Genomic DNA, 15,136 nt, shown 5'->3' on the forward strand with positions numbered 1-15,136 from the left:
AACTGCTTCCTGCCTCTTTTGGCCATCGGCCACGTATGGTAGGTAAGGCCTTCGTAAAAACAGACCTGCCCGCCCCACCGGAGTTTTCATGACCGTGCCCCAGCCAGATCTTCAGCCCGAGCGTTCTTCCGGAGCGCAGGACCGGGGCCCTCTGGTTCTGGCTCTGCCTAAAGGGCGGATCCTGAAAGCCGTCACGCCGCTTCTTGATAAAGCAGGCATGGCCCCCTCCCCCGATTGTCTGGGTGATGACAGCCGCAAACTGCGCTTCCCGACCCAGAACCCCAATCTGGATGTTGTGCGCGTCCGCTCATTCGATGTGGCGACCTTTGTGGCATCCGGTGGCGCGCATGTGGGCATCTGCGGCGCAGACGTGCTGATGGAATTTGACTACCCCGAAATTTATGCCCCGCTGGATCTGGGCATTGGTGGCTGCCGTGTCTCCGTTGCGCAGCCTGCCAGCCTGCCGCATGACCCGCAGGAATGGGCGCGGTGGTCTGAGGTCCGCGTTGCGACCAAATACCCCGCCATAACCCGTCGCTTTTTTGCAGCGCGCGGTATTAACGCCAATATCGTGCATTTGCATGGTGCGATGGAACTGGCCCCGATGCTGGGCCTGTCCCGCCTGATTGTAGATCTGGTGGATACCGGCTCTACCCTGCGCGCCAACGGGCTGCGGGAAGTGGAAACGATTACGCACATCACCAGTCGGCTGATTGTAAACCGTACGGCCCTGAAAACCCGTCCGGAAGAAATCAGTGCGATTATCAACGGCTTTCGCAGCGCGATGGAAGCCGCTCCTTCCGCCGCACAAAAGATCAAGGCAGAGCAGTCTTCATGAAACGGCTAGACACACGCGACCCCGGTTTTGAGGCAGATTTCGCCTCGCTTCTGACTGCCCGTGAAGAACAGGGGCAGGAAGTTCATAAACCGGTTGCGGAGATTCTGGCCTCTGTGCGCCGGGATGGAGACGCCACCCTGTGTGCGCTGACCGAAAAATTTGACCGCCTGCCGCTTACCCCGGCCCAACTGGCCTTTACGGCAGATGAAATTGCCAAAGCCTGCACACAGGTCAGCCCGGAGCTGATGGCGGCTCTGGATGTTGCCGCTACGCGCATTGAATCCTTTCACAAAGCCCAGATGCCATCGAATGTCCGTTATACGGATGATGTCGGCATGACGCTGGGCATGCGCTGGATCGCGCTGGATGCGGTCGGGCTGTACGTTCCCGGCGGGAAAGCGGCCTACCCTTCCTCCGTGCTGATGAACGCCATTCCGGCACGTGTGGCAGGTGTGCAGCGACTGGCCATGTGCGTACCGACACCGGACGGCGTGATTAACCCGCTGGTGCTGGCCGCAGCGCATCGGGCTGGCGTGACAGAAATTTACCGGATTGGCGGCGCACAGGCTGTGGGCGCCATGGCGTTCGGCACCCAGACCATTCGTCCCGTGGACCGTATTGTCGGCCCTGGTAACGCCTTTGTGGCGGAAGCCAAGCGGCAGGTGTTTGGTCATGTAGGCATCGACAGCATTGCAGGTCCGTCTGACGTGGTGGTAATTGCCGATTCGGCCACAGACCCACGCCTGATTGCGCTGGATCTGCTGGCGCAGGCCGAGCATGATGAACTTGCTCAGGCAACGCTCATCACACCCGATGCAGCCTTTGCCGATAAAGTAACAGAAGCCGTCACAACCGAGCTGAAGACGCTGACCCGCACCGCTATTGCGGGTGCCAGCTGGGAGCGGAACGGCGCGGTTCTGGTCGTCAAAGATCTGGACGAAGCCGTGGCTCTGGCCAACAGTCTGGCGCCGGAACATCTGGAACTGATGGTGGATGATCCGGAAGCCCTGTTTGCCAAGGTCCGGCACGCTGGCGCGGTTTTCCTTGGCCGGTTCTGCCCGGAAGCTGTGGGCGATTACGTGGGTGGCCCGAACCATGTGCTGCCGACTTCCCGCACTGCACGCTTTGCGTCCGGCCTGTCTGTTTTTGACTTTATGAAACGGACAACCTTTCTGGCCGGTGGCCCGGACACCCTGCGCCGTATTGGCCCGGCAGGGGTCGCTCTGGCACAGGCCGAAGGGCTGGAAGCGCATGCGCTGAGCATCTCTGCCCGGCTTGATGCGTTAGACCAAACCACGCCTAACGCTTGACCGAACCGGCTCCCTCACCCATATCTGCACATCCAACCATAACGAGGCTTAAAAATGAACGAAGGACGCCATGTCTAAAGAAGACATGATTGAATTCAGCGGCACGGTTACAGAACTGCTGCCCAACGCGATGTTCCGAGTGAAACTCGACAACGAACATATGATTCTGGCCCATACCAGCGGCAAAATGCGCAAGAACCGTATTCGTGTTCTGGCTGGTGATCGGGTGAATGTCGAAATGACACCGTATGACCTGTCCAAAGGTCGTATTACCTTCCGCTTCAAGTAAGACGATGGCTGTATCCGGGCCGGATGGCACGGAGAACGGAGGCCGCCCTCACTTTGTGCTGGCGTCCGCATCGCCCCGCAGGCTTGACCTTTTGCGTCAGGTCGGGCTGGTGCCAGACCGCGTTCTCCCGGCTGATATTGATGAAACCCCAGCCCGGACAGAACTGCCGCGCCCCTACGTGCGCCGCATGGCCATGGAAAAAGCGAACGTGGTTGCTGCCAGCCTGAGCGAACCTGCTCTGGTGCTGGGAGCGGACACGGTTGTTGCCCTTGGCCGACGCATTCTGCCCAAAGCAGAAAACCGTGAGACTGCACGCGCCTGCCTGGAACAGCTTTCCGGCCGTCGTCATACGGTGCTGACCGCCCTTTCTGTTATCCCCTCTGCTGGCTGGCCGGAAGGCCACCGGGCCGAACGAGTTGTAGAAACGGCTGTCACGTTCTCCCGCATGACCTCTCATCAGATTGAAAGCCTGCTGGATCTGGGCGACTGGCAAGGCAAGGCGGGCGGCTATGCACTGCAGGGCCATGCTGCGGCTTTTATCCGCTTTGTCTCCGGCAGCGCCTCCGCCGTTATTGGCCTGCCCCTGTTTGAAACGGCCCAGTTGTTGCGTGGCCAGCCGGGCCACTGGCTGGCGTGAGCGTGTATCTGCGCCTCGCCACCTATCCCGGCGAACTGCGCATTGCCGTTACACAAGACGAAACCCTGCTTGATTACGCGCTCTGGCGTCCTGCCGCACCGGATGGTGTGGATGATGTCTATCTGGGTCGCATCAGCGCGCATGCCCCCGGCATGGGCGGAGCGTTTGTGGATCTGGGAGGGGGCGGAAGTGGCTTCCTGCCCGACCAGAAGGGCTCGGACACCCTCACGGAAGGACAAACCCTCACCGTGCGTGTGGTGCGGGCTGCGCAGGGCGGCAAAGGGGTTCGGCTGAAGCCAGAAAAAGCTCCTGCGACTCTGCCCGCTAAGCCGGGGCTGATCAGCCGAGGCCCCACGCTACTGGACCGTCTGGCCGCCCGGTGGCCGGATGCTACAATTGTTGTCGATTCCCCGGCTGCTGCGGCCTGTCTTCCGGTCGCTTTGCGCCCGCGCCGCCAGCAGGAACTCCAGTCGTTCCCGGAAGAGATTGCCCACGCCTGCACAGCGCTGGAAGAACCGCTTATCAGCCTGCCCGGCGGCATGCAGGCCAGTATTACGCCAACACCTGCTTTGGTCGCCATTGATATGGATGCGCCCCCGGCCAAAACGGGATGGCCAAAACAGACTGCACAGTTTGCAGCCAACCGGAATGCCCTTCCGGCTCTGATGCGCCAGATTCGCCTGCGCAACCTTTCTGGTGCGATTCTGATTGACCCTGCCGGACTAGCCACACGCAAGCGGCAGGCGCTTCTGGAGCCTGTAAAAGCGGCTCTGCAGGATGATCCGCTCCGCCCCCGTTGCCTTGGCATTACTGCGCTGGGGTTGGTTGAACTGGTACGGGCACGGATTCACCCGTCTCTGCCAGAACTCCTGTCCTCCCCGCATGGGCAGGCGCTGGCCGTATTGCGCCACCTTGTGACGCAGGAGATGGAAGCGACCGTCCTGCGGGGCGGCCTTGGCCTCATCACCGCACTGGAACAGGACCCGCAGGCTCTGGCAGACTGTATCTCTCAACGCGGTAAGCCTTTGCGCCTCCAGCTTGACCCCGCCCTGCCTGATTTTTTCTGGACGACACACGCATGAGCAAAAACAGCACCTGCCCCGTTTGTGGCGCGCCAACCCAGGCCGCCACACGCCCTTTCTGCTCCCAGCGCTGCGCCGATATTGACCTCGGACGCTGGTTTTCCGGGCAATATCGCATCCCCGGTCCGCCGGCTGATGAAGAGAATCTTGAAAAACCTGAGATAAATGAGGAAAGGTGACTTGATCTCTCTCCCCTCCTGCGATACATGCTCTCTCACGCCGCAAGGCTGCGGTGCCCAAGTAGCTCAGTTGGTAGAGCATGCGACTGAAAATCGCAGTGTCACTGGTTCGATCCCGGTCTTGGGCACCATTTTTCCTAAAAATTCAAATGCTATTTCTGCTTCGGTTTAAACCGTCTTAGATTGCGTATGCTGTATGAGGCTGATGCTCTTTGAGCTCCCGGCCTTTTTTGCATGTGTCCGAGTTGCCGCACCCTACCAGCCTGAAAACACACTCTTTTTTCCATTTTATGCTGTCTTATTTTTCTGCTTTTGCACTTATCCCCAGATTCTGCGGATGGCTGCGGGGGTAAGCTTGTGGATAAGCAGTACAGGCTGTGTCGATAACCCTCAGTCCATCTTTACCTTGCAAGATTGTCTCAAAAATAATGCATCTCAGATTCCGTTTACGTTGGAAAACGGACATGCGTTCCTGGACGAGGATTAAACTGATGGCTGTAAGTGGGAGCGTCAGAAACGCTGCTTAGACAGCGGCAAGCTGTTGACCGCTTCCGTTTTTAACCCGACGAATATCTCCCCGTAGTCTCACAGATGGGTGTCGGGATCGCAGACCTTGTTGCAGCTGCGCAGGCCAACAAGGTCGCTGCCTGATTTTTTACTAAAATAAGAAAGCCAGTTGGGTTCGTGCTCCAGCTTTCAGGGCACGAACCTTCTGTATGGTTTCTCAGCGATAAATCAGGGTTCTGAAAAGGCTGACCAGCAGCGGCTGCACCACATACTGGATGCCCAGCAACACAACCATGGGGCTGAAATCCACACCGCCTAGTGAGGGCAGAATACGGCGCACCGGTTCCAGCAGAGGCTCTGTCATCCGGTTGAGGAAAAGGCCCACTTTCCAGACAAGCGGTTTCCGACTGTCCAGAATACCAAACAGGCAGAGATTGATGAAAATGCAGGACAGGATCAGGATCCAGCAATAAATCTCTAACAAGCGCATCAACACTGAAAAAAGAACAAACAGCAAGAACACTTCTCCACAACACAGGGGGAAGATCTGGCTTTACCAGACCTCAGTCCGATACAATACAGCTTGACACCGTCTTGATAAGCCCTTTAGATCCCAGACTTATACAGGCGGGGCTATAGCTCAGATGGGAGAGCGCCTCGTTCGCAATGAGGAGGTCAGGGGTTCGATTCCCCTTAGCTCCACCACCCGCCTTTATAATCCCCTGATTTATAAAGAAAAAACGCCAGAAAGTGTAAACTTTACTCCACAAGTTTACACTACCCTCTTCAATTTGAGGCGTTTTATGGGCCTTCCCAGCTTGCTGACGGCCTGCTCAGCCACGACTCTTTGCTGCACGTCTTTGGTGTATCTCTCAATCTCTGCGAGCGTCTGATGACCGGTGATAGAGGCGATCTGGTGGGGCGTGCATCCAGCTTCAGCCATTCGCCGCGCAGCGGCCTTGCGTAACCCGTGAGGACTTAGTTTTCCTTCGATGCCTGCATCCCGTGCGCAGTCTTTGAACCAATTATAAAATGCGTTGCCAGAGGCGAATGGCTTACCTTGCTGCGTCATCAAAAATGCAGGAGCATTCTTTGGCAGTGGATCAATGACCTCACACAAATCCGGGTGCATCGGGATTTGCATTCTGACGTCTGTTTTGATCTGCATTACGGCAATAGCGCCATCCGAAACATCACCGGCTCCCATGCGAATAACATCGCTGCGTCTCTGCCCAGTATAAAGCAAGAGCGTCAGTGCTAGCCTTGCGCGTGTTCCGACTGCCCAAAAATTCTCGAATTTCTCAATATCGTCTTCTGTCCATGTCGGTATTGGATTTTTTTTGTATTTGAGTTTTTTAATGTCACGGACAGGGTTGTCATCACGCCAATCATTCTCAAAAGCATACTGAAAGAGCTGACGCAGTACATTGCGCAGGGCATTGGCCTGAGCAGGCGTATTGCCCATTGCCTCCAGAATAGCTCTGATGTGTTTGGGCTGAGCTGTCCGGACAGATTTATCGCCATGCAGTTCAACAAAATTATCTAGCAGACGTGCATAGGTTTTTTGAGACTGAGGCCTCAGGGCCTTAAAGCTGTTAGACGTACGCCACGTCGCAGCCAGCAGGCGCATGCTGCCAGGGAGGGACCTGGAGGCACCAATTTCTTCCTTTTTCCCGTCCAGTGCTTTCTGGTAGGAATCCATAAAATCCCTACTCCCCGGATGCCCTGGCAGCTGGACCCGTGGATGACCAGGCTTCCGGAAGTAATAGTATTTGCGCCTGTTCTTTGTAATTGCCTGCACATACAGCAGATTTAGCCGAGCCATCAGGTCCAGTCGCTTGCCGGGTCTGGCGGCATTCTACGGTCATCAATAGCTGCATCAAGATCATCCCGCACCCAGCCGCGCACTGTAGGAGTTAAGGCGACGGGTTTTGGCAGGCGGCCCGATGCGGACTCTCTGTCTAGAAGACTTGGAGAAATATCCAGATACTGTGCGGCTTTTTCCCTACGCATAAAGCGCGGCCAATCTGGGATACCTTTGCGCGGGGCATTATCGGCTTGAAGTGTTTTACTCATGCTGCCGCTCTCTTCTCTGCCGACTCAAGAGTCCGGACGTCATTGGTCCAGCCTTCAATGCACTTCTGGCCGGCGTCCATCACGGTTTCACAATCGTGGAAAACTATCAGCCAGTCTCGGTTATCTGTAACCGTCGCATGGAATAATCCGCCACCAATGGGCCACAGATCAAACACCCAGCCCATGAGGCCGCGTGTGCTGGGTCCGGTGATGTGGCGCTTGCCGTCGCGCTCCTCGCTCTGGCATTTGCCAAACTCAACAAAATTGCCGTGCTCGTCAGTCAGGATGGCCAGATACCCGCCGCTGTGTTGCGGCTTTAGTGTAATGTGGTGCTTGGGCATTTTTCTTGTCCCACTGCATTCGGCAGCATCACTTTTCTTATTTCTTCGCAGTTTTCTACCCTTTGCAAAAGATCGCGAAAATCTTTGTGTTTTTCTGGCGGTAAATGGGAAAGTGCCTCTTTAATAAGGCGACTAATGGCAAAGGCTACGATGGTAGCATCCCCGCCAGTCCCGCATACCACTCGCATGTTATCTCCAGCACTGGGGGTTATTGTCACGCAGGTTGCCACTGCCACTGTGTCAGCATCCCCTGATGACTCTATCAGCTTGCGCATGGCTTTCGTGCCAGCATCAAACTGAACTAAAGCTTCTGTTTTGTTCATAGCTTTTCTTCTTCCTTAAGGCGTTCCGCCTCGGCGCGTCCTACTTTGGTCAGGTGGTAATGCCAGCGGGTGCCACTGCGGATACGTCTCACCAGAGGGTCTGCGCCACCAGCCAGGCCTGCAGCGCCATTGGTATGGCCTTCTGGGTAATGGTAGCCAGTGCGGGGCGGATATTCAGCCAGAGCCAGCAGAGCGTCTTTCTGGGCGCAGGTGTAGTGGCGGCTGGGCGCGTCGTTGCTCATGCTGCGCGCACCGGCATGCTCCAGGCGCGGGCAATGTCCAGAACCCCGCTACGCCGGATCTGGTGCGTTGTCCGCATGGCGGCATCTGCGGTGCGCTCTTCGGCATGCATGGCGCGCCCCATGGCGCCAATATGGCTGAGCATCGCCTGCCGGGTTTCCGCATCATGCACGGAATTATGGACGCACTGCTCCAATGCAGCCCGGTGCTGCTCAAACTTATTTACGTTTTGCATCTGGTTTCTGCCTTGGCTTTATTGTGCTGTTACTGGAATAGATGTGTCATGCGGGATAGGCTGCTCAATCACCCATCCTTTGCCTGGCATTAGGGTGCAGATCTCTCCATCGCTACACAGTGCATGGATGCAGTAATCCATTGTGTCTGTGTCGTAGTGCGATGATATCTGCACGACCTTTCTCGGTCGCCTGCGGAATTTTTCCGGGTTCAACTCCCTGCATTTCCGGCTGATCTGCCGGTGGACAGGCTTTGTCCAGACAGATCGTGGCTCCCCATCCGTTACAACCCGCAGGCCTTTGAAGGCCATAAGGCTTTCATCAAAGCAGGTTTTCGCCAGTGATACGGGGTCGATCCCTTCCGGAGCATCACGGCGGGCATGATCCATCCAGTCGCAGGCAGTATCCAGCGTGGGCACCCACTCGCCGCTAAACTCAGTAGGTGTCAGAATGAACAGAATATGGCGGTAAAGATCAGCATCCTGCTGGGCGGCCAGCTCACTGGGGCCTGCCTCGGCGGTCTGCTGTGATGTCTGTGTCTGCATAGCTTCCTCCATCGCGTCGGTGGCGATAAGAGGATACTAGGCATTGCCTATCACTTGGTCAATAGGCAATGCCTATCGTTTTATTGTTGTGCGCTTACATTGCCATCAAACATGGTAGGCAGAGCGTGTTTGACCGTTGTATCTTTGGCCAGGGGCAAGGTGATATTGACTGTTCCGTCATATTTATTGTCAGCGCCTGAGGCACTATCAATCGCAACGCCGATCAGGCCGCCTGCTGCGATATTGCCAAAAGATGCGCCCGCAACCCCAGAATGATTTTTGTAGGTTGCAACATCATAGCCGTCTTTTACGCATTCAATCCAGATATCGCGCTTTGTTTTCTTAACTAAAACGCTTCCTGGTGTTTGCTCGACTGTGCCAATTCTTTCATTTTTTCGATACAAGCCACATGTTGCTCCTTGTGGATTTGTATTGACTGTTATTTGCTGACTTGTCCCATCAATAATAGATGCGCAGCCTACTGTTGAGCACAGCAATGAAAGAAGAAGTATAGGTCTAATTTTAATCACGAATAAATTCCAAATAAATATACACCTAATGATCTAAGTGCATATTTGTATTACGTGGAATTATCTTATGATTCCAGATCTGCGGTTAAACCACATGAAAATCTATCTGAGAAACCCATTCAATTTCTGGATTATAAATTGGTGGGACCATTGGATTTACTGATGCTAGAACAAATGATGACGGCGACGGACCAGGCGCTACTGTTTTAAGAACCATTTGCCCGTCTGATAGCTTGGCTACAACGTCCTTGCCGATCATTTTCAAGGAGAGCGATTCTTTTCCTGGAAAGTGAATGCCTACTACTTCACCGGGTTTGTAGCGAGGCACCATGGATTCTCCCTGCACCCGCAGAATAATGCCATTATAGCCTGCAAACGGAAGCTCGACATCGCCGTCTTGGTCAATGTCTCCATCTTGAAATATGACCACACGATCTGCGCCAGCCACAAAACCTGCCACTGGTAATTTTGTGACAGTTTTATCGAGATTCCCGGCGGCTTTGAGTGCTTCTTGTGGAGATCCTAGATCCCGCCCGCACAGCTCTTCCAGGGAAACATTATAAAGAGCCGCAATAGCCGGGAGGCGGTCAAGCATAGGCTTGGATCTGCCAATCTCCCATTGAGCGACCGACGCAGCGGCAATGCCCAGCGCACGCCCAACCTTGGCTTGAGACAAGCGTGTAGCAGCACGGAATTTCTTTAGTCGGGCGGGCCAGTCATCCATTTCCTCATAATTCATTAGGCAAAGCCTACTGTCACCTAGCATTTGCTTATTGCTTTTTCGATAGGCATTGCCTAGTGTCCATCTCTATGGAACAGGCCGATATCAAACAGATCATAAGGATGGCTGGGGGTGCGACAGCATTGGCCAAGCGGCTGGGGATCAAGTCCCCGTCTGTGCACTCCTGGCAGAAAGTGCCTCCCGCCCGTGTTTTGGCTGTGGCCGAGATCACGGGAATACCTGCGTGGGAAATCCGGTCTGATTTGTACCCAACACCGGCTGAGTACGCATCTTGTGTCATCACGAATGGATCTGAGGCATGAAAACTCATAACGCCACCAGTACGCCTGCGGCCTCAGCTTGTCACCCGGATGCTATCCGGAGCGCTCTCTGATGCATGTTTCTGCAATCAAGACGGCCACTCAGGGCGCAATAAAGATCATTGGAGGTTGCTACGCTGCGGAAGACATCAGCCGCGTGCGTCACTCTCAACTGGGGGAATATCAGAACCGAAACAGCCCGCAGGTTGTGCCGGTCGATGTTGCCATTGATCTGGATTTAAGCGCGCAAGAGCCGCTTATTTTGGCAGCTATGGCCCATGCAGAGGGCTTTCGGCTTATGCCTGTGAGCTTCTCTGGCTCGGGTCATATCCCCAAAGATATGGCGCAATATGCCAAAGCAACCAGCGATGTGCTGCAGGATGCGCTCAATGCTCTGGCTGATGGGCAGGTTGATGTGCAGGAAGCTCACGCCATTCTTGCCCATATCCAGCGTGCCCGCATGGTGTCTGGCCAGATAGAGTCTGCGCTGCACAAAATTATTGCCGAGAACAAGCCTCATATTGTCGCCAGCTCTAATGCAGGTGCGGCCTGATGGCGCGTGAGGCAATCGTATGGACTCCGGAAATGGATAATAAGCTCCGCCGTTATGCCAGGTGCGGGTGGAGTATCCGCATGCAGTCCCGTCTGCTCAATTTATGCCCTGATGTCATCTACAAGCGCCGGAAGCGTTTGGGGCTATCAGTGAAAAGCAAGAAAATATGAATAACTTTCAGAAGCCGCGCCTAGCGGTGTCCATGCGTAGCTTTGGTCAGCCTGCACTGCCGGGGCGGCATATTGTCGCATCGCGTCCACGGAATAGCCGGGTGCTGCGGGAATCTGCTGCGGTGCGACCTAATCTGGCAGAACAGATCCGGGTTTCCAGCGGCATGTCTTTAATCTGGCGGTGTAAGCGGGGTCATTGATATGGCTGAAACTCTCATGGACGGCATTGATATGGGCCGGATTCTTAGCAAGGCAGTTAAATCTGCCGGGGGTGTCACCGCCTTTTCCAAGCTGCATGGCTTTAAGCCGCAGGCTGTATGGGATACGCATTCGCTCAAAGGTATCAATGAGAAGGTTGTATCTTCTGTTGGCCTGATTATGGTTCTCCGCTACCCACTCACAAGCGACCCCAAAACTTTGGCGACGGGTAAGCAGGTTCAAGATAAACTGAATAGTTTTATCCGCGAGTGCAAAACTCAGCGTGCGGCTGCGCATATTTTCGGAATCCACGAAACCACCCTCAGCAACATCCAGAATGCGCTGCGCGGTTTCAGCCCGGTATTGGCCCAGTTGGGTTTTAGAGAGCCTGTGCAGCGGTATGTCTGGAAGAAGGCTGACGCTCGTGCGACCGCTTAAAAAGACGTCGCGCTATCAGCGTGATCCGCTTGATTTTTATCAGGAAGATCCAGAGCCCGTCCTGGCATTACTGCAGGTCGAGACGTTTTCTGGGTGGGTTATGGACCCTTGCTGCGGTGAGGGGAATATCCCTTCTGTGCTGCGCGCACATGGCATCCGTTCAGATGGTGCTGATATTGTTGACCGCTGGGCAAAGTCTTTAGCTGTAGGTGATTTCCGACAGGTTTTACGCTTCTGGCGTCCGGATTGTGTCGTATCAAACCCTCCATATCACTGCTGGGAAGAGATTGTTGATGTCTCATTTGAGAGTGGTGCATCGCATGTATGCCTGCTTCTGCCATTCCGTCGGGTTGAGGGTATTGAGCGCCGTCGGTTCTGGGCGCGTCGTCCGCTAGCGCGGCAATGGGTCTCAAGTGAGCGCTTGATTATGCGTCCCAGCGGAAAATCCTCTGGTAAGGGCGAGAAAAAACAAGAGTGTTTTTCGTGGTTCGTCTGGGAAGCCGGTCATACCGCGCCTGTCTGGCAGACTGGTCTGCTGCCGCTTGTAAGGAGTGTTGGTCATGACTGACCGTGCCCTCTCATACAAGGAAGTCTCTGCCATGCTGGCGCAGAATATGGAGCCGCTGGCGCGTGATCTGCTTCCGGCTGGTCGCCGGGCCGGTGCTGAATGGACGGCTGGTAGTGTAGCTGGTGAGCCCGGCACTCGTCTGGCAGTCCATTTGCACGGTGCAAAAGCTGGCGTCTGGAAGGATTTCGCAGAAAATATCAGCGGTGATGCTCTGGATCTGGTTGCGGCCTGCATGACGGGTGGCAGCCTTCCCGAAGCATACCGCTGGGCCTGCAATTATCTGGGGCTGACGGCTGATACGGATATCATAGTGCGCCGGGCTGAAATCAAAAAACACGCGGAAGAAGCCCAGAAAGAACAAACAGAGATAGAAAAGAAAAATCGGACAAGTGCCCGTAAAATGTGGCTAAGCGCGCAGGATCGCATCATGGGCACGCCTGTGGCGTCCTATCTGCTATCCCGTGGGATTGATCTGGAACGCTTTGACCATGCGCCCAATGCGCTGCGGTTTTCGCCCGAGCATTACTGCTCAGAAATCAAAGCTCCATTGCCTGCCATGCTGGCTGCCATCACGGATCTGGATGGGCGCATTATCGCGCTGCATCAGACATGGCTCAGCCAGCACGGTGGTCAATGGACCAAGGCGCAGCTTGCATGCGCCAAAAAGGTCCGTGGCCGTTTTTCCGGTGGCTGTATCCGGCTGCGCAAAGGTTCAGCCGGCACGCCACTCAATAAAATAACCCCGGCGGAAACCGTGGCGATTGGTGAGGGGATTGAAACATGCCTCTCTGTCGCTCTGGCCTGTCCGGAGCTGCGTATCCTCGCAGCAGTATCCCTCTCAAATCTCGGTGCCGTCCGTCTGCCAGACTCTGCAAAGAATGTGCTGATTTTGGCAGACCGTGATGATGCCCCTGCAGCACAAAAAGGCCTGCAAAAAGCAATAGATTTGCACATGCAGGCCGGACGTGATGTGCGCGTGGCAAAGCCGCCTAAAGGTAAGGATTTTAATGATGCAATCCGGTGATAGCGGCCTTTCGGCTGTCCGGTCTGCTGTCCAGGCGGCAGACCGTCAGTTCCAGGTGATTGATGGCGGCCGCGATAAAAAAGGCGGTGGTGGTCCGCCAGAAGCCCCAAAAGCGGAAGAGGAATGTCCGGTTACTGTAATCGGGCATCTGGATGGAGCTTTTTACTTTCTGGACCGCGTTGGCCAGCTGCGTGTGCTTAAGGCATCCCAGATGACGCGCCGTGCGGATCTCGTATCGCTGTTTGGTGGGAATATCCTCTGGATGAAAGAGAAATTCCCAAAGACAACCAAGGTAAAAGAAAAAGGCCAAGACGGTGAGGAAACTACTCGTGACGTTGTGGTTGATTTTAAAATCAATAATGTTGCCGAATACTTGCAGCGTGAGTGCTTTAGGGCTGGTCTGTATGGTGACCATATCCAGATACGCCGCCCCGGTGTGTGGCCAGATCCGTCTGGTATGCCGATTGTGCATTGTGGGGATCGCGTGCTGGTTGGCGCTAAGCTGGAGCGTCCGGGCACCCGCATTGGCAATCAGATCTGGGCCGCAGCTGCGCCTGAGCCGCGTCCGGCAAAGCCTTGCGGATACGCTGAACCGCGTGCCTTGCAGCAGAACATCCGTGACCTGTGGAACTTCCGTGTGCCGGGGAGTGACGTCATCGTTATGGGGATGCTGGCCTGTGCGTATTATGGGGCGGCTATTCCGTGGCGCCCGGCTGGATTCCTAACCGGGGGCGCAGGGTGCGGTAAATCCTCGCTTCTGGAAGTTCTGAAAAGCGCTATCCCTCTCAAGTTCGCAACCAATGATGCGTCCAAGGCCGGGATTGAGCAGATGGTGGATGGTCGCGCTATTCCGATGCTGGTCGATGAAGCGTCGGATCGTGTTGACCAGCGCGCCGCCCGTGCCCTGCTGGATCTCGTGCTCTCCGCAACGGGTGGTGAAGGCACCAAAGGTGCTCGTGGTGGTTCTGATGGTATCGCCCGCAAAATCTCAGTGGCTGGCAGCATCATCATGGCATCCATCAGGCCGCCAGATATGGAAGCTCAGCATCTGGGCCGTTTCACAATCATAGAAATGGAGGCAGCCAAGCAAGGTGCAGACCATACGGCAGAGCATCGTGATCTGTCCGCCTGGTGCAAAGATCTTGGTCCGTCACTCTGGGGTCGCGCTATCGCTGGCTGGGAACGCTACCGTGAGGCGCGTATTCTCCTCCGTGCCGCCGTGGGTAAGGCCGGCTGTCAGCCGCGCGAAATGGACCAGATGGGCTCACTTCTGGCTGGCTGGTGGACTCTTGTGCATGACCATGTGCCAACAGAGGCCGAGGCCGCTGATGCTGTGCAGGGCGTTATTGGTTATATCCGGAGTGTGGATCAGGTGATGACGCAAAGCGGCACGCAGCAGATGATTGATTTCCTGCTGTCGCAAAAGGTCCAGATGAACCGCTCTACAGACCGTCAACCTCTCAACGTGCTTATCAATCGCATGCTGGAGCCTGACAGGCCGAGAATGCAAGAGGAAGATCCTGATTTTCAGGATGTCCAATACTCGCGGGATAATGTTGCGGCTGTGTTGGCTAGTTACGGAATCCGGGTTGTCCGCGCCAATGAGCCTGCTGGACGAAGCGGGCAAAAGCCGCCTCGCTGCAGTGATGGTGATGGGTTGTGGATATGGCCTCGCAACGCTATGTTGGCGGCCCTGTTCCGGGATACAAATTTTGCTGGCCAGAAATACATCTATGAGATAACTCGGATGGAAAGCTGCCGTCCTGCGCCAAAAGATGAGCGTGGACGAGAGAAGGCAATCACCATCGGCAAGATGAAGCACAAGGGGTGCTTGTGGGTCCGGTGCTGTGAAATGGGCCTTTCCGATGATGGTGAGCCCGGAAATGAGGACTAGGGAACTCAATGGGAACGTAACAAGTTCCCTTTAGTTGCTGTATTTTCCTAAAGGGAACCAAAATCCAGAAAGGGAACCTATATCCGCGCTCTCACGGGATAGTCTTGCCTCGTGCTCTAT

The 15,136-nt window shown here is 55.3% G+C and carries 22 protein-coding genes and 2 tRNA genes; 14 read left to right on the plus strand and 10 right to left on the minus strand.

The window, feature by feature from the left end; genetic code table 11:
• Positions 1-88 precede the first annotated feature (88 nt).
• The 7 genes from hisG (at position 89) to ACHQGU_RS11800 (ending at position 4,466) form a co-directional block, all read left to right on the plus strand.
• The gene (gene hisG / locus ACHQGU_RS11770; protein WP_062143817.1) at positions 89-838 is read left to right on the plus strand and encodes an ATP phosphoribosyltransferase; all 750 of its coding nucleotides are present in this window, start codon (positions 89-91) and stop codon (positions 836-838) included.
• Positions 835-2,148: a histidinol dehydrogenase gene (hisD, locus tag ACHQGU_RS11775; RefSeq protein WP_395495129.1), complete on the plus strand. Its 1,314-nt coding sequence runs from the start codon at positions 835-837 to the stop codon at positions 2,146-2,148. Before hisG ends, hisD begins: the two co-directional genes overlap by 4 nt.
• Before the next feature lie 70 nt (positions 2,149-2,218).
• Positions 2,219-2,437: a translation initiation factor IF-1 gene (gene infA / locus ACHQGU_RS11780; protein ID WP_003622234.1), complete on the plus strand. Its 219-nt coding sequence runs from the start codon at positions 2,219-2,221 to the stop codon at positions 2,435-2,437.
• Positions 2,438-2,441: 4 nt separating this feature from the next.
• The gene (locus tag ACHQGU_RS11785; RefSeq protein ID WP_062143811.1) at positions 2,442-3,074 is read left to right on the plus strand and encodes a nucleoside triphosphate pyrophosphatase; all 633 of its coding nucleotides are present in this window, start codon (positions 2,442-2,444) and stop codon (positions 3,072-3,074) included.
• Positions 3,071-4,156, plus strand: coding sequence for a ribonuclease E/G (locus ACHQGU_RS11790; RefSeq protein WP_395495130.1), 1,086 nt, complete (start codon positions 3,071-3,073; stop codon positions 4,154-4,156). The genes ACHQGU_RS11785 and ACHQGU_RS11790 overlap by 4 nt, the downstream gene beginning before the upstream one ends.
• Entirely contained in the window at positions 4,153-4,335 is a 183-nt protein-coding gene (locus ACHQGU_RS11795) for a DNA gyrase inhibitor YacG (protein WP_395495131.1), read from the plus strand. The genes ACHQGU_RS11790 and ACHQGU_RS11795 overlap by 4 nt, the downstream gene beginning before the upstream one ends.
• Positions 4,336-4,390: 55 nt before the next feature.
• Positions 4,391-4,466, plus strand: a tRNA-Phe gene (locus tag ACHQGU_RS11800).
• A gap of 593 nt (positions 4,467-5,059) precedes the next feature.
• On the opposite strand, the gene ACHQGU_RS11805 is transcribed toward ACHQGU_RS11800, so the two are convergent.
• A complete protein-coding gene (locus ACHQGU_RS11805; RefSeq protein WP_062141731.1) occupies positions 5,060-5,359 on the minus strand; it encodes a YggT family protein in 300 nt (99 codons plus the stop codon).
• A 112-nt stretch (positions 5,360-5,471) separates the two neighbouring features.
• Here ACHQGU_RS11805 and ACHQGU_RS11810 point away from each other — a divergent pair.
• A tRNA-Ala gene (locus ACHQGU_RS11810) sits at positions 5,472-5,547 on the plus strand.
• Between the two features lie 67 nt (positions 5,548-5,614).
• Here the strand turns inward: ACHQGU_RS11810 and ACHQGU_RS11815 are convergent.
• The 9 genes from ACHQGU_RS11815 to ACHQGU_RS11855 form a co-directional block, all read right to left on the minus strand.
• Positions 5,615-6,544, minus strand: a complete 930-nt coding sequence (locus tag ACHQGU_RS11815; protein WP_395495132.1) for a tyrosine-type recombinase/integrase — start codon at positions 6,542-6,544, stop codon at positions 5,615-5,617.
• 122 nt (positions 6,545-6,666) lie between these two features.
• Positions 6,667-6,918, minus strand: coding sequence for a helix-turn-helix transcriptional regulator (locus ACHQGU_RS11820; RefSeq protein ID WP_395495133.1), 252 nt, complete (start codon positions 6,916-6,918; stop codon positions 6,667-6,669).
• On the minus strand, positions 6,915-7,259 hold the full coding sequence (locus ACHQGU_RS11825) for a hypothetical protein (protein WP_395495134.1): 345 nt from the start codon (positions 7,257-7,259) through the stop codon (positions 6,915-6,917). Before ACHQGU_RS11825 ends, ACHQGU_RS11820 begins: the two co-directional genes overlap by 4 nt.
• The gene (locus tag ACHQGU_RS11830) at positions 7,235-7,582 is read right to left on the minus strand and encodes a hypothetical protein (protein ID WP_395495135.1); all 348 of its coding nucleotides are present in this window, start codon (positions 7,580-7,582) and stop codon (positions 7,235-7,237) included. Before ACHQGU_RS11830 ends, ACHQGU_RS11825 begins: the two co-directional genes overlap by 25 nt.
• On the minus strand, positions 7,579-7,824 hold the full coding sequence (locus tag ACHQGU_RS11835; protein WP_395495136.1) for a hypothetical protein: 246 nt from the start codon (positions 7,822-7,824) through the stop codon (positions 7,579-7,581). Before ACHQGU_RS11835 ends, ACHQGU_RS11830 begins: the two co-directional genes overlap by 4 nt.
• Positions 7,821-8,057: a hypothetical protein gene (locus tag ACHQGU_RS11840; protein ID WP_395495137.1), complete on the minus strand. Its 237-nt coding sequence runs from the start codon at positions 8,055-8,057 to the stop codon at positions 7,821-7,823. Before ACHQGU_RS11840 ends, ACHQGU_RS11835 begins: the two co-directional genes overlap by 4 nt.
• Before the next feature lie 18 nt (positions 8,058-8,075).
• Positions 8,076-8,600 carry a hypothetical protein gene (locus tag ACHQGU_RS11845; protein WP_395495138.1) on the minus strand — a complete coding sequence of 175 codons (525 nt, stop codon included), beginning with the start codon at positions 8,598-8,600 and terminating at the stop codon, positions 8,076-8,078.
• 80 nt (positions 8,601-8,680) lie between these two features.
• Positions 8,681-9,130 carry a hypothetical protein gene (locus tag ACHQGU_RS11850; RefSeq protein WP_156478166.1) on the minus strand — a complete coding sequence of 150 codons (450 nt, stop codon included), beginning with the start codon at positions 9,128-9,130 and terminating at the stop codon, positions 8,681-8,683.
• An 85-nt stretch (positions 9,131-9,215) separates the two neighbouring features.
• Entirely contained in the window at positions 9,216-9,854 is a 639-nt protein-coding gene (locus ACHQGU_RS11855) for a helix-turn-helix transcriptional regulator (RefSeq protein ID WP_395495139.1), read from the minus strand.
• A 119-nt stretch (positions 9,855-9,973) separates the two neighbouring features.
• Here ACHQGU_RS11855 and ACHQGU_RS11860 point away from each other — a divergent pair, with 119 nt between their 5' ends.
• The 6 genes from ACHQGU_RS11860 (at position 9,974) to ACHQGU_RS11885 (ending at position 15,016) form a co-directional block, all read left to right on the plus strand.
• The gene (locus tag ACHQGU_RS11860; protein ID WP_395496429.1) at positions 9,974-10,174 is read left to right on the plus strand and encodes a YdaS family helix-turn-helix protein; all 201 of its coding nucleotides are present in this window, start codon (positions 9,974-9,976) and stop codon (positions 10,172-10,174) included.
• A 70-nt stretch (positions 10,175-10,244) separates the two neighbouring features.
• Positions 10,245-10,724 (plus strand): hypothetical protein, encoded by a 480-nt coding sequence (locus tag ACHQGU_RS11865; RefSeq protein ID WP_395495140.1) that lies wholly within the window; start codon positions 10,245-10,247, stop codon positions 10,722-10,724.
• 371 nt (positions 10,725-11,095) lie between these two features.
• Complete coding sequence (locus tag ACHQGU_RS11870; RefSeq protein WP_395495141.1) at positions 11,096-11,530, plus strand: hypothetical protein; 435 nt, start codon at positions 11,096-11,098, stop codon at positions 11,528-11,530.
• Positions 11,517-12,098 (plus strand): hypothetical protein, encoded by a 582-nt coding sequence (locus tag ACHQGU_RS11875; protein ID WP_395495142.1) that lies wholly within the window; start codon positions 11,517-11,519, stop codon positions 12,096-12,098. The genes ACHQGU_RS11870 and ACHQGU_RS11875 overlap by 14 nt, the downstream gene beginning before the upstream one ends.
• Complete coding sequence (locus ACHQGU_RS11880; protein ID WP_395495143.1) at positions 12,091-13,122, plus strand: toprim domain-containing protein; 1,032 nt, start codon at positions 12,091-12,093, stop codon at positions 13,120-13,122. Before ACHQGU_RS11875 ends, ACHQGU_RS11880 begins: the two co-directional genes overlap by 8 nt.
• Positions 13,106-15,016: an ATP-binding protein gene (locus tag ACHQGU_RS11885; protein ID WP_395495144.1), complete on the plus strand. Its 1,911-nt coding sequence runs from the start codon at positions 13,106-13,108 to the stop codon at positions 15,014-15,016. Before ACHQGU_RS11880 ends, ACHQGU_RS11885 begins: the two co-directional genes overlap by 17 nt.
• Positions 15,017-15,136: the final 120 nt, after the last annotated feature.

This window comes from Acetobacter sp. KSO5, from assembly GCF_044094635.1.
GTDB classification, from domain to species: domain Bacteria; phylum Pseudomonadota; class Alphaproteobacteria; order Acetobacterales; family Acetobacteraceae; genus Acetobacter; species Acetobacter cerevisiae.

Excerpts from the sequence above, each read along its gene's own strand:
- ACHQGU_RS11835 (WP_395495136.1), bottom strand. The coding sequence starts at position 7,824 with ATGAGCAACGACGCGCCCAGCCGCCACTACACCTGCGCCCAGAAAGAC.
- ACHQGU_RS11820 (WP_395495133.1), bottom strand. The coding sequence starts at position 6,918 with ATGAGTAAAACACTTCAAGCCGATAATGCCCCGCGCAAAGGTATCCCA.
- ACHQGU_RS11885 (WP_395495144.1), top strand. The coding sequence starts at position 13,106 with ATGATGCAATCCGGTGATAGCGGCCTTTCGGCTGTCCGGTCTGCTGTC.
- infA (WP_003622234.1), top strand. The coding sequence starts at position 2,219 with ATGTCTAAAGAAGACATGATTGAATTCAGCGGCACGGTTACAGAACTG.
- ACHQGU_RS11825 (WP_395495134.1), bottom strand. The coding sequence starts at position 7,259 with ATGCCCAAGCACCACATTACACTAAAGCCGCAACACAGCGGCGGGTAT.
- ACHQGU_RS11815 (WP_395495132.1), bottom strand. The coding sequence starts at position 6,544 with ATGGATTCCTACCAGAAAGCACTGGACGGGAAAAAGGAAGAAATTGGT.
- hisD (WP_395495129.1), top strand. The coding sequence starts at position 835 with ATGAAACGGCTAGACACACGCGACCCCGGTTTTGAGGCAGATTTCGCC.
- ACHQGU_RS11865 (WP_395495140.1), top strand. The coding sequence starts at position 10,245 with ATGCATGTTTCTGCAATCAAGACGGCCACTCAGGGCGCAATAAAGATC.
- ACHQGU_RS11795 (WP_395495131.1), top strand. The coding sequence starts at position 4,153 with ATGAGCAAAAACAGCACCTGCCCCGTTTGTGGCGCGCCAACCCAGGCC.
- ACHQGU_RS11855 (WP_395495139.1), bottom strand. The coding sequence starts at position 9,854 with ATGGATGACTGGCCCGCCCGACTAAAGAAATTCCGTGCTGCTACACGC.
- ACHQGU_RS11840 (WP_395495137.1), bottom strand. The coding sequence starts at position 8,057 with ATGCAAAACGTAAATAAGTTTGAGCAGCACCGGGCTGCATTGGAGCAG.
- hisG (WP_062143817.1), top strand. The coding sequence starts at position 89 with ATGACCGTGCCCCAGCCAGATCTTCAGCCCGAGCGTTCTTCCGGAGCG.
- ACHQGU_RS11845 (WP_395495138.1), bottom strand. The coding sequence starts at position 8,600 with ATGCAGACACAGACATCACAGCAGACCGCCGAGGCAGGCCCCAGTGAG.
- ACHQGU_RS11870 (WP_395495141.1), top strand. The coding sequence starts at position 11,096 with ATGGCTGAAACTCTCATGGACGGCATTGATATGGGCCGGATTCTTAGC.
- ACHQGU_RS11880 (WP_395495143.1), top strand. The coding sequence starts at position 12,091 with ATGACTGACCGTGCCCTCTCATACAAGGAAGTCTCTGCCATGCTGGCG.
- ACHQGU_RS11785 (WP_062143811.1), top strand. The coding sequence starts at position 2,442 with ATGGCTGTATCCGGGCCGGATGGCACGGAGAACGGAGGCCGCCCTCAC.
- ACHQGU_RS11830 (WP_395495135.1), bottom strand. The coding sequence starts at position 7,582 with ATGAACAAAACAGAAGCTTTAGTTCAGTTTGATGCTGGCACGAAAGCC.
- ACHQGU_RS11860 (WP_395496429.1), top strand. The coding sequence starts at position 9,974 with ATGGCTGGGGGTGCGACAGCATTGGCCAAGCGGCTGGGGATCAAGTCC.